The organism is Pannonibacter sp. I15F10I1 (assembly GCF_900185665.1).
Taxonomy (GTDB): Bacteria; Pseudomonadota; Alphaproteobacteria; order Rhizobiales; family Stappiaceae; genus Pannonibacter; species Pannonibacter indicus.
On the sequence record NZ_FYAN01000028.1, the window covers coordinates 307,284 to 319,630 of the forward strand.

General features: G+C 64.7%; 10 protein-coding genes. All 10 read right to left on the reverse strand.

Annotation, left to right across the window (positions count from 1 at the left end):
* Nucleotides 1-21: 21 nt before the first annotated feature.
* The 10 genes from dapB to trmB all read right to left on the reverse strand — a co-directional run bounded on the left by dapB (nt 22) and on the right by trmB (nt 12,327).
* Nucleotides 22-825 carry a 4-hydroxy-tetrahydrodipicolinate reductase gene (dapB, locus tag IF10I1_RS20020; RefSeq protein WP_026355534.1) on the reverse strand — a complete coding sequence of 268 codons (804 nt, stop codon included), beginning with the start codon at nt 823-825 and terminating at the stop codon, nt 22-24.
* 272 nt (nt 826-1,097) lie between these two features.
* Nucleotides 1,098-3,224, reverse strand: coding sequence for a polyribonucleotide nucleotidyltransferase (gene pnp / locus IF10I1_RS20025; RefSeq protein ID WP_186391534.1), 2,127 nt, complete (start codon nt 3,222-3,224; stop codon nt 1,098-1,100).
* A gap of 228 nt (nt 3,225-3,452) precedes the next feature.
* On the reverse strand, nt 3,453-3,722 hold the full coding sequence (gene rpsO, locus IF10I1_RS20030) for a 30S ribosomal protein S15 (protein WP_050473478.1): 270 nt from the start codon (nt 3,720-3,722) through the stop codon (nt 3,453-3,455).
* A 219-nt stretch (nt 3,723-3,941) separates the two neighbouring features.
* On the reverse strand, nt 3,942-4,877 hold the full coding sequence (gene truB, locus IF10I1_RS20035; protein WP_050473477.1) for a tRNA pseudouridine(55) synthase TruB: 936 nt from the start codon (nt 4,875-4,877) through the stop codon (nt 3,942-3,944).
* Nucleotides 4,878-4,917: 40 nt separating this feature from the next.
* The gene (rbfA, locus tag IF10I1_RS20040; RefSeq protein WP_050473476.1) at nt 4,918-5,340 is read right to left on the reverse strand and encodes a 30S ribosome-binding factor RbfA; all 423 of its coding nucleotides are present in this window, start codon (nt 5,338-5,340) and stop codon (nt 4,918-4,920) included.
* A 154-nt stretch (nt 5,341-5,494) separates the two neighbouring features.
* Nucleotides 5,495-8,233: a translation initiation factor IF-2 gene (gene infB, locus IF10I1_RS20045; protein WP_186391535.1), complete on the reverse strand. Its 2,739-nt coding sequence runs from the start codon at nt 8,231-8,233 to the stop codon at nt 5,495-5,497.
* Nucleotides 8,234-8,241: 8 nt separating this feature from the next.
* Complete coding sequence (locus tag IF10I1_RS20050; RefSeq protein WP_082205984.1) at nt 8,242-8,904, reverse strand: RNA-binding protein; 663 nt, start codon at nt 8,902-8,904, stop codon at nt 8,242-8,244.
* Nucleotides 8,905-9,044: 140 nt separating this feature from the next.
* Nucleotides 9,045-10,670 (reverse strand): transcription termination factor NusA, encoded by a 1,626-nt coding sequence (gene nusA / locus IF10I1_RS20055; RefSeq protein ID WP_058898246.1) that lies wholly within the window; start codon nt 10,668-10,670, stop codon nt 9,045-9,047.
* 68 nt (nt 10,671-10,738) lie between these two features.
* Nucleotides 10,739-11,410, reverse strand: a complete 672-nt coding sequence (rimP, locus tag IF10I1_RS20060) for a ribosome maturation factor RimP (protein ID WP_082205983.1) — start codon at nt 11,408-11,410, stop codon at nt 10,739-10,741.
* Between the two features lie 230 nt (nt 11,411-11,640).
* Complete coding sequence (trmB, locus tag IF10I1_RS20065) at nt 11,641-12,327, reverse strand: tRNA (guanosine(46)-N7)-methyltransferase TrmB (protein WP_094462741.1); 687 nt, start codon at nt 12,325-12,327, stop codon at nt 11,641-11,643.
* Nucleotides 12,328-12,347: the final 20 nt, after the last annotated feature.

Here is a 12,347-nt window from a genome sequence, read left to right on the forward strand (position 1 = left end):
CCTTGAATTTCTGAAGGTCTGTCAGTCGTTGAGGCCGAGCACGTCGGCCATGGAGTAGAGGCCCGGCTTGCGGTCGCGCGCCCACAGGGCCGCCCTGACTGCACCACGGGCAAAGATCTGGCGGTCTTCCGCCTTGTGGGTCAGCTCGACCCGCTCCCCCTCACCGGCGAGGATGACGGTGTGGTCGCCGACGACAGAGCCGCCGCGCAGGGTGGCAAAGCCGATGGTGCCGGCCTCACGCGGGCCGGTATGGCCGTCGCGCACCCGCACCGAATGCTCCGCCAGGCCGATGCCGCGCCCTTCGGCTGCAGCCTCGCCCAGCAGCAGCGCAGTGCCGGAGGGGGCATCCACCTTGTGGCGGTGGTGCATCTCGACGATTTCCAGATCGTAATCGGGGCCAAGGGCCGCAGCGGCCTTCTTCACCAGCGCCGCCAGCAGGTTGACGCCAAGGCTCATGTTGCCGGACTTGACGAGCCGGGCATGGCGTGCGGCAGCCTCCAGCTTCGGCAGGTCTTCATCCGTCCAGCCGGTGGTGCCGATGACATGCACGATGCGCGCCTGGGCGGCGAGTTCGGCAAAATGCAGGCTGGCCTTGGGAGCGGTGAAATCCAGCACGCCTTCGGCGGCCGCAAAGGCGGTCAGCGGATCATCCGTGATCCTGACGCCGAGGGGCCCGAGACCGGCGAGCTCGCCAGCATCTTTGCCGAGGGCCGGTGAGCCTTCCCGTTCGATGGCGGCAGCAAGCACGCTGCCTTCCATGGCGGTGATGGCGCGCACAAGGGCCTGGCCCATCCGGCCGGCAGCCCCGACGACGACAAGACGCATCTGGCTCATGTGTGTTCCTGAATTTGTTTCCGGCCCGATATATCAGGCGGGAGGGGCGCGCGAAAGGGTTTGTGGCGGTGAAGCTGTGTGCCCGGGCCACGTGTATTCGTGCCCGGGGTGCCTTGTCCGCACACGCGGGAGGGACGCGAGGGTGCCGCAGGCCGCAAGGGACGCAGCGGCAGCGCAGATCAAACCTGCCGGGCGCTGCCGGGCAAAAGAAAAGACCCGGGCTTGCGGCCCGGGTCCCATGTCTTTCAGGATGTGAAAGCGGATTATTCCGCTTCCTTTTCCTTCTCGATTTCCTTGCCGGTTGCCTGATCGACAACCTTCATGGACAGGCGGACCTTGCCGCGCTCGTCGAAGCCCATGAGCTTGACCCACACCTTGTCGCCTTCCTTGATCACGTCGGTGACCTTGGCGACCTTCTGCGGGGCGAGCTGGGAGATGTGGACGAGGCCGTCCTTGGCACCGAAGAAGTTCACGAAGGCGCCGAAATCGACGCACTTCACGACCGTGCCTTCGTAGATCATGCCGATCTCCGGCTCAGCGGCGATGGAGTTGATCCAGTTGATCGCAGCCTTGATCGCCTTGCCGTCGGAGGAGGCGACCTTGACGGTGCCGTCATCCTCGATGTTGATCTTGGCGCCGGTCTTTTCCACGATCTCGCGGATGACCTTGCCGCCCGAACCGATGACTTCACGGATCTTGTCGACCGGGATCTTCAGCACTTCGATGCGCGGCGCATGTTCGCCGAGTTCCGAACGGGCTTCGGTGATCGCGTTGGACATTTCGCCGAGGATGTGGATGCGGCCATCGCGGGCCTGATCCAGAGCGACCTTCATGATCTCTTCGGTGATGCCGTCGATCTTGATGTCCATCTGCAGCGAGGTGACACCCGTGGAGGTGCCGGCCACCTTGAAGTCCATGTCGCCGAGGTGGTCTTCATCGCCGAGAATGTCGGACAGAACAGCGAACTTGTCGCCTTCCTTGATGAGACCCATGGCGATACCGGCCACCGGAGCCTTCAGCGGAACGCCTGCATCCATCAGCGCCAGCGAGGTGCCGCAGACGGTTGCCATCGAGGACGAGCCGTTGGACTCGGTGATCTCGGAGACGACGCGCAGGGTGTAGGGGAACTCGTGGTGGTTCGGCAGCATCGGGTGGATGGCGCGCCATGCCAGCTTGCCATGGCCGATTTCACGGCGGCCCGGCGAGCCCATGCGGCCCGTCTCGCCCACGGAATAGGGCGGGAAGTTGTAGTGCAGCATGAAGTGCTGCTTGTAGGTGCCTTCCAGCGCGTCAACGAACTGCTCGTCTTCGCCGGTGCCGAGGGTGGCAACGACCATGGCCTGGGTTTCACCGCGGGTGAACAGGGCCGAGCCGTGTGCACGCGACAGGATGCCGACTTCCGAGACGATCGGACGGACGGTCTTCAGGTCGCGGCCGTCGATGCGGTGGCCGGTCTCGATGATGGCGCCGCGAACGATCTCGGCTTCCAGCTTCTTGAACAGCTCGCCGACAACGGTGCCAGCCGGAGCTGCGTCGCCGCCGTTGGTGATGACGGCTTCCACGACCTTGGCCTTGGCCGCGTCAACGGCGTTCTTGCGCTCGGTCTTGGAGGTGATCTTGTAGGCGGCGGTCAGATCGGCGGCAGCAATGCCCTTGATCTTGCCATAGAGTTCGGAGTGATCCGGCAGGTTGAGAGCGCGCGGCTCCTTGGCTGCGGTCTCGGCCAGCTTGATGATGGCGTCGATCACGGTCTGGAAACCGCGGTGACCGAACATCACGGCGCCGAGCATGATGTCTTCGTTCAGTTCCTTGGCTTCGGATTCCACCATCAGAACGGCGTCATTGGTGCCGGCGACGACGAGGTCGAGCAGCGAATCGGCCATGGTGTCAACGGCCGGGTTCAGCACGTATTCGCCATTGATGTAGCCGACGCGGGCGCCGCCGATCGGGCCCATGAACGGAACGCCCGACAGGGTCAGGGCAGCAGAGGCTGCGACCATGGCGAGGATGTCCGGGGCGTTTTCCATGTCATGCGACAGGACGGTCACGATCACCTGGGTGTCGTTCTTGTAGCCGTCGGCGAAGAGCGGGCGGATCGGGCGGTCGATCAGGCGCGAGGTCAGGGTCTCGTGCTCGGACGGACGGCCTTCACGCTTGAAGTAGCCACCCGGGATCTTGCCGGCCGCGAAGGCCTTTTCCTGGTAGTTGACGGTGAGCGGGAAGAAGTCCTGACCGGGCTTCGGCTCCTTGGCGGACACGACAGTGGCCAGCACCTTGGTCTCGCCATAGGTGGCCATCACGGCGCCGTCAGCCTGACGGGCAACCTTGCCGGTCTCGAGCACGAGCGGGCGGCCTGCCCAGTCGACTTCAACACGATGAATATTGAACATGCAATGTCCTTACATATGCGTCCGCAGCCCCTTGGCATGCGGGCGGTTTCCGGCTGGCCCCGGACGGGCCGGTTACCGGGGACAGATCATGGGCAAGACGGCAAGACGCTTCCCGTGCCCCTTGGCACTTCCGGGAGAGCATCCGGCGATCCTGCCCCATGACTGTCATGAGACTTCCTATAAGCAAACGCGGCGGGCAAATCCACCCACCGCGTTTCCTTGTTATCCTTAGCGACGGATCCCGAGGCGGCCGATCAGCGTCTTGTAACGCCCTTCGTCCTTGCGGTTCAGGTAGTCGAGCAGGGAACGGCGCAGGGCCACCATCTTCAGCAGGCCACGGCGGGAATGGTTGTCCTTGCCGTGTCCCTTGAAGTGTTCGGTCAGGTTGTTGATCCGTTCGGTTAGAACGGCGACCTGCACTTCCGGAGAACCGGTGTCACCTTCCTTGATGCCATATTCCTTGATGAGCTGCGCCTTGCGCTCTGCAGTGATCGACATCGGTATGTCCTTTCATGGGATGAAGCTGGCCGGGCCAGCTATATATTGGCGGCGCGTGGCCGCCGTGTGCCGCTCCTGCCGTTCAGCCAGGGCCGGGATGTCGTCCAGCAAAGGTCGGGCAGAAGGGATCGGGGCCATCATTGGCCCGATTGCGCGGGAATATGACGGAGACGGCCTGCAAATTCCAGAAGAATCTTGAAAGGCCGCACCCCGCCGTTCCTAAAGGTGAAGAATGCGCGAAGGCTGGAACCGGCCCTTGTCAATGAAGCCGAGCGCCACCGGCGTGCCGCCATGGCTGGCGAAGGCCAGATCGCAGGACAGCGGCGCATTGCGCCCGCGCAGCAGCACTGCCATGCCCTGACGGATGCGGGCGGCATCGTCGCTGCTGACCGGCACTTCCGGCAGGTCCTCCAGCGCCTCGCGCACGGGCAGCAGGAAGTCCATCAGGGCCTCCACATTGCCCTCCGCCTCTTCGGCTGCCTCGCTCAGCTCCTCCAGCGTCACCATGTCGGCTTCGCCAAAAGGCCCGACCAGCAGGCGGCGCAGCTCGGTGACATGGCCGCAGGTGCCAAGGCGGCGGCCCAGATCGCGCGCCAGAGCCCGGACATAGGTGCCCTTGCCGCATTCTGCCTCGAAGACGGCGCGGTCCGCGTCCGGCATGTCCACCAGCGTCAGGCGGTGCACGTCGATGGGCCGGGCTTCCAGCTCCACGTCCTCGCCGTCGCGGGCAAGGTCATAGGCGCGCTCGCCGTCCACCTTGATGGCCGAGAATTTCGGCGGCACCTGCAAGATGGTGCCTGTAAACTCGGGCAGCACGGCGCCGATGGCGGCAGCATCCGGCCTCACATCCGAGGTGGCGATGACTTCGCCCTCGGTGTCATCCGTATTGGTTTCCGCGCCCCAGGTGACTTCAAAGCGGTAGATCTTGCGCCCGTTCATCACCATGGGCACGGTCTTGGTCGCCTCGCCAAAGGCAATCGGCAGGCAGCCGGAGGCACGCGGGTCCAGCGTGCCGGCATGGCCCACCTTTTCCGGATGCAGGATGCGCTTCAGGCGCGACAGGGCGTCATTGGAGGTCAGGCCATAGGGCTTGTCGAGCACCAGCCAGCCGTCAATGGCGTTGCGCGGGCGGCGCTGCTTCTGCGGACGGGACATGTTTGTTTCCTGAAATTCCGGATGGACCCAAGGGCGCGGTTCAATCCTCGTGCTCTTCACCGTCATCGCCGTCTGCAATGTCGCGCTTCACATCGGGTGTGTGCAGCAGCGCGCCGATGCGGTCGTCGTCATCAAAGCGGGTATCGAGGATGAAGCGCAGGTCCGGCATGAATTTCATGGTCATGCGGCGGGACACCTGGCCGCGGAAGTACTTGGCGCTGCGGTTCAGCGCCTTCACCACCTTGTCGCCGTTCTGGCCGCCCAGCGGCATGATCAGGCAGGTGGCCAAACGCAGATCCGGCGTCATCCGCACTTCCGGGATGGTGATGATCACCCCGTCCAGGTCCGGGTCGGACAGCTGGCCGCGGGTAAGGATTTCCGACAGTTCCTTGCGCACGATTTCGCCGACGCGAAGCTGGCGCTGCGAGGGCATGCCGGCGCCCTCTCCTGATGTTCTGGCCATTGGGTCATCCACTCAAACAGGCCCACCGGGGACGGCCGGTGCCCTGCGAAAACAAACCGCCGGCGCAAAGGAAGCTCCTCGCGCCGGCGTGCAATCCTGCCAGCATTTCATCTGGCTCGATGCCCGGCGGATGCCGCCGGGCCTGGCGCTTGCCTTACAGCGTGCGGGCGATCTGCTCGACGCGGAAGCACTCGATGACATCGCCGACGCGCATGTCCTGGAAGTTGACGAAGTTCATGCCGCATTCCTGACCGGATTCGACAGACTTGACGTCATCCTTGAAGCGCTTGAGCGTGCCCAGCTTACCTTCGTGCACCACGACGTTGTCGCGGATGAGACGGACTTCGGCGCCGCGCTCGACGATACCTTCCGTGACAAGGCAGCCTGCCACCTTGCCCACCTTGGTGATGTCGAAGATCTCGCGGATCTCGGCATAACCGATGAAGGTTTCGCGCCGCTCGGGTGCCAGCATGCCGGACATCGCCGCCTTCACGTCATCCACGAGGTCGTAGATGATGTTGTAGTAGCGGATCTCGATGCCTTCACGCTCGGCCGCTTCACGGGCCTGCTTGTTGGCGCGCACGTTGAACGCGATGATCGAGGCATTCGAGGCGGTCGCCAGCGTGACGTCGCTCTCGGTGATGCCGCCAACGCCGGACAGGAGGATGCGGGCGCCGACTTCGTCGTTGCCGAGCTTCTCCAGCGCATGGGCGATGGCTTCCGCCGAACCCTGCACGTCCGCCTTGACCACCAGCGGGAAGTCCTTGCGGCCGCCGCTCTGCAGGCGGCTCATCATCTGCTCCAGCGAGCCGCGCGAACCGGCCTTCAGCACGGACAGCTTCTCGCGCTTCTGACGCTGACGGTAGTCCACGATCTCGCGGGCACGGGCCTCGTTCTCGACCACGGCGACCTGGTCACCGGCGTCCGGCGTGCCCTGGAAGCCGAGGATTTCGACCGGCTTGGAGGGACCTGCCTCCTTCACCTGGTTGCCGTCCTCGTCCAGCATGGCGCGGACCTTGCCCCACTCGCCGCCGGCGACAAGAATGTCACCAACGCGCAGGGTGCCCTTCTGCACCAGAACGGTTGCCACCGGACCACGGCCCTTGTCGAGCTGGGCTTCGATGACGAGACCTTCGGCGGTGCGCTCCGGGTTGGCGCGCAGTTCCAGAACTTCCGACTGCAGCAGGATCATTTCCAGCAGGCGGTCGAGGTTCAGGCCGGTCTTGGCCGAAACTTCCACGTCGATGGTGTCACCGCCCATGGATTCCACGACGATCTCGTCATGGAGCAGTTCGGTGCGCACGCGGTTCGGGTCAGCGGCCGGCTTGTCGATCTTGTTGATGGCAACGATGATCGGAACACCGGCAGCCTTGGCATGCGAAATCGCTTCCTTGGTCTGCGGCATGACGCCGTCATCGGCAGCCACCACCAGCACGACGATATCGGTCGCCTTGGCGCCACGGGCACGCATCTGCGTGAAGGCGGCGTGGCCCGGCGTATCGATGAAGGTGATCTTCTGACCATTCTTCTCGACCTGATAGGCGCCGATGTGCTGGGTGATGCCACCGGCTTCGCCCGTCACCACCTTGGAATTGCGGATCGCATCCAGCAGCGAGGTCTTGCCGTGGTCAACGTGACCCATGATCGTGACGACCGGCGGACGCGAGATCAGCGTGCCTTCCTCGTCGGCTGCGGAGAACAGGCCGTCCTCCACGTCCGCTTCGGAGACGCGCTTGACCGTGTGGCCCAGTTCGGAAGCGATCAGTTCGGCCGTGTCTGCGTCGATCACGTCGTTGATCTTCAGCATCTGGCCCTGCTTCATCAGCAGCTTGATCACGTCCACGGAACGCTCGGCCATACGGTTGGCGAGTTCCTGGATGGTGATGACTTCCGGCAGGATGACTTCACGCGAGATCTTCTCGCGCACAGCCTGCATGCCGCCACGCTTTTCCTTTTCACGGCGGCGGCGCAGGGAGGCAAGCGAGCGCGAACGCTGCTCGTCCGACCCGCCGGTCGCGGCAGAAATGGTCAGCTTGGAACGGCGGCGGTCATCGCCGGTGCTGCGCTTGGCAACCGGAGCTGCCGGAGCCTTCGGGCGTTTGACGGTTCTGAGGCCGTTCTTGCGCTCTTCCTCGGTTTCTTCCTCGGCAGTGCGGCCGACGGCCGGGCGCGGACGCTCGGGGGCAGCCGTTGCTTCGGGCTTGCGCGCGGCAGGGGCTTCAGCACGGGCAGCGGGAGCGGGCGCTGCAGCCGCCGGCTTCACCGGCTCAGGCTGAACTTCCGGCTCGGCTGCGCGGCGCTCGGCCTCTTCGGCCTCGCGGCGTGCGCGCTCTTCTTCCTCGACCTTGCGGCGGGCTTCTTCCTCAACGCGGCGGACCGCCTCTTCCTCGGCCCGGCGGATGGCTTCCTCTTCGGCGCGCTTGCGCTCCTCGATCTCGCGCTGCTGCGCAAGCTTGAGGGCGGCGGCACGGGCGGCTGCCTCTTCCTGGGTCAGGGAGCGGAGCACGGCACCGCCACCGGGGCGCTGCTGCTGGCCGCGGTTCTGCTGCTGCGGCCCACGGCGCTGCTGCTGATTGCGGTCGCCGCCCTGGTTCTGATTCTGGGGCTGCTGCTGGCGCTGGGGCGCCGGGGACTGGGCCTGTGCGGGGGCAGGAGCTGCCTCACGCGGACGCTCGGCCGGCGCAGATGCTGCTGCCGGGGCCTCGCCCTCGGGGCGCCCTTCCTGGCCGGGAACCACCACCCGGCGTTTCTTCTTTTCCACGACGACAGCCTTCGACCGGCCATGGGAGAAGCTCTGGCGAACAGTTCCCTGTTCGACGCCGCCCCGCTTGAGGCCGAGGGTCTTCCGCTCGACGTTGATCGTCTTGTCGCCTGGATTCTTCGTATCGTTCATATTTGCCTTCAGTCCTGCGCTACCGCACTGTCCGCGCCACAGCGTTCATACGTGACGGAACCTGCCCGGAAAGCCTCCAGTTGACGCACACGTTCAAGGAAGCCTTCGCTCGCCCGGCCAGCGAGCAGTGCAGCATGTATCACATTAGTGCGACCCAATGCCAAATCCAATTGAGTCGAATCGAACAAACGGACGACCGGACGGCCGCTTGCCAGCTCTGTCTGGCTCGCAGCGGCTGCCGCGAGCTTTCGAATCCCGTCCCCGGATGCATCCGAGGCATGAATGAGGGCGATCACCGGATCGCGCCGCAACGCGGCCTCGACCTTGGAAAACCCGGTCACCAGTTCCCCGGCCTTGCGGCACAGGGACAGTGCGGACAGCGCGCCCTTGACGAGCAGCGTATCGATAAGATCCGCCAGTCCGGGCTCCGCCTTCACCTCTGCCTTGAAGGCCTTGGCAAAGACACGCTTTTTCACGGCCGTCTCGACGGCCTCACGCTTTGCCGTGACCCAGACCCCGCGCCCTGGCAGCTGGCGCTTGAGGTCCGGCACGACCTGACCTTCCGGGTCCAGAACGAAGCGCATCAGCTCCGAAACCGGCAAGACCGCCCGCGAGAGCGCACATTGCCGTTCCAGCGGCTCGTTCTTCCTCGGCACCCGGTGGGCCTCCATTCCTTCCGCCCGCCTGCGCCTCACACAAGGCCGCAGGCAGGTTCTGGTTCCCGTTCATCCCGCAAGGCGGGCGCCGGCGCTGTGCCCCTGCCCGTCCTGCGGATGCGCTTCCCGGCGAAACCGCCCCGGAAGCCTTTTCGTCAGGCGGTCTCGCCGGCGTCTTCTTCTTCGCCGTCTTCCGCCTCTTCCTCGAAGGTGCCCATGTGGGCCGCAAGCTCTTCCTCGGTGATCCAGCCTGCCGCAAGGCGTGCAGCCATGACCATGCCCTCAGCATCGGTGCGCGACACCGCGAAGGACGACAGGGCGCCGTCGAAACGCTTGGTCTCGCCGTCCTTGCGCTCGGTCCAGCCCACCAGATCATCGGCGGCGCAACCCGCCAGATCCTCGATCGTCTTGATGCCTTCCTTGCCCAGGGCAACCAGCATCGCGGTGGTCAGGCCATCGATCTGGCGCAGCTCGTCGGCAACACCCAGAGCGCGGCGCTCCTCGTCCTGCTTGGCTTCCAGCTCGGCGAGGTAATCACGGGCACGGGCCTGGATTTCCTCGGCGGTGTCATCATCGAAGCCTTCGATCATCGAGATTTCCTCGAGATCGACATAGGCAACTTCCTCAACCGACGTGAAGCCTTCGGTCGCCAGCAGCTGGCCAACCATCTCGTCCACGTTGAGGCATTCCATGAACAGGGTGGAGCGCTCCTGGAATTCCTTCTGGCGCCGCTCGCTTTCTTCCTGCTCGGTCATGATGTCGATGGCCCAGCCGGTCAGCTGCGAAGCCAGGCGCACGTTCTGGCCGCGGCGGCCAATGGCCAGCGACAGCTGCTCGTCCGGCACCACGACCTCGATGCGCTCGGCATCCTCGTCCACCACGACCTTGGCGACTTCCGCCGGCTGCAGGGCGTTGACGATGAAGGTCGCCTCATCCGGGTTCCACGGAATGATGTCGATCTTCTCGCCCTGAAGCTCGCCCACAACGGCCTGAACACGCGAACCGCGCATACCGACGCAGGCGCCGACCGGGTCGATGGAGCTGTCCTTGGAAATGACGGCGATCTTGGCACGCGAACCCGGGTCACGGGCCACGGCCTTGATCTCGATGACGCCATCATAGATCTCCGGGACCTCCTGCGCAAAGAGTTTCGCCATGAATTGCGGATGGGTGCGCGACAGGAAGATCTGCGGGCCGCGCTGTTCGCGGCGCACGTCGTAGATATAGGCACGGATGCGGTCACCGGTGCGGAACAGCTCGCGCGGGATCAGCTCGTCACGGCGGACGATGCCTTCACCACGGCCAAGGTCGACGATGACGTTGCCATATTCGGCGCGCTTGACCGTGCCGTTGACCACTTCACCGATACGGTCCTTGAACTCGTCGAACTGACGGTCACGCTCGGCCTCGCGCACTTTCTGCACGATCACCTGCTTGGCGGACTGGGCGGCAATGCGGCCGAAGTCGAGCGGCGGCAGCGGCTCGGCGATATAGTCGCCGATGGTGGCTTCCGGGTTGCGCTGCTTGGCATCCTCGAGCGCGATCTCGGTGGAGAAATTCTCCACCGTCTCGACCACCTGGAGCAGGCGCTGCAGACGGATCTCACCGGTCTTCGGATTGATCTCTGCGCGCACTTCCGTCTCGGTGCCGTAACGGGAACGGGCCGCCTTCTGGATGGCGTCCTCCATGGCAGCGATCACGATGCCCCGGTCAATCGTCTTTTCCCGGGCAACCGCATCGGCGATCTGGAGCAGTTCCAGCCGGTTCGCGCTGATAGCCATTCTCGTTCACTCCTCTTGCGCGCCTGTTCTCCGCGCGCTTGTCTCAAAGCGTTGAAAAGGGGCAGGCCTCAGTTGGCCCGGTCTCCGGAGGAGCCGGAGCCGTCCCCGTCATCATCTTCGTCGTCGTCGTTATCGTGCTCGTATTCGAATTCCGTGTCCTCGTCGTCAAGGTCATCGGCATCGATGCCGCGGGCGGCAAGGGCAGCCTTTTCGGCCTTGAGCGCGGCGCGGATCAGGTCGTCGGTCAGCACCAGCCGGGCTTCGCCGATCTCGCCAAGCGGCAGCAGAACCGGGTTCGGCGTGCCTTCCGGCGCGTCGGAAAGACGCAGCACGGCAGCCCCGCCTTCAACGCCGGTGATGACGCCGCGGAAACGCTTGCGGCCATCCTGCGGCACCGACATTTCGACCTTGGCCTCGTGGCCGGACCAGCGGACGAAATCGCTCTCGCGCACCAGCGGGCGGTCGATGCCAGGCGAGGAGACTTCCAGATGATAGGCGCGGTTGATCGGATCGTCCACGTCGAGGGCGGGCGAAACGGCGCGGCTGATCTCTTCGCAGTCATCCACGGTCATCGTGCCGTCGGGCCGCTCGGCCATGATCTGCAGGGTGCAGCCGTTTGCGGCGCTGATCTTCACGCGCACCAGCCGGTAGCCAAGGTCGGCGATCACCGGCTCGACAATGGCCGCAACGCGGGCATCAAGGCCGTCTTCGATGACGATACGGGGCTCTTGCAAACTCAATGCATGTCTCCTGTCCGGGGGCGGTCCGGCGCCGGGATCTTCCGGCCGTCCATTCCGCCAGCATCACGACCGGCCTAAACAAAAAAGAGCGGGTCCTTCGCGGGGCCCACTCTCATACTGCTCCGATCGAGCCGCTAGAGAAGATGAATGTCGCCTTTATACGCAAGTCTGCCGGAAAAGCAAGGGCAAAGCCCGGATGCCGCCTTCCGGCAGATGCTCCTTCTGCGGGCTCAGCGCCGCAGGAAGGTGAGATAGCGCGGCACGCGGCCTTCCCTGAGGGCCTTGGCCTCATAGCGGGTGCCCGGCCAGCCGGCCCAGGGCTGGCGCCAGTCATCAGCCGTTTCGGCCGTCCATTCAAAGGCTTCGTGGTCACGGATGTGGCGCAGGGTCCAGTCCACATAGGTGTCGATGTCGCTGGCAAAGCGGAATTGCGATCCCGGACGCAGGGCGCGGGCGTAGCGGTCGAGGTTCTTCGGGCTGATGAACCGGCGCTTCCAGTGGCGCTTCTTGTGCCAGGGGTCCGGATAGAGCTGGTAGGCAAGAGACAGGCTTGCCTCCGGCAGCCAGTCAAGGATCTGCACCGCATCGTCGTCATAAAGGCGGACATTCTTCAGCCCGCCATCCACCACCTCGACCAGCGCCTTGCCCATGGAGGTGCTGAAAGGTTCGATACCGATGATGCCGACGTCCGGATTCTCGCGGGCCCGGTGCAGCAGATGCTCGCCGCCGCCGAAGCCCACTTCCAGCCAGACTTCGCGCACGGGCGCTTCAAACAGGCTGGCAAGATCCGCAGGCGCGGGAACGGACGGATCCAGCCGCAGGCGCGGCATGTCCGTTTCCATCAGCGTGCTCTGGCGCGGCGTCAGCGGCTTGCCCTTGCGCCGTCCATAGAAGGAACCGTCGTAGAAATCAGTCATGGGTCCATGCGGTCAAACGA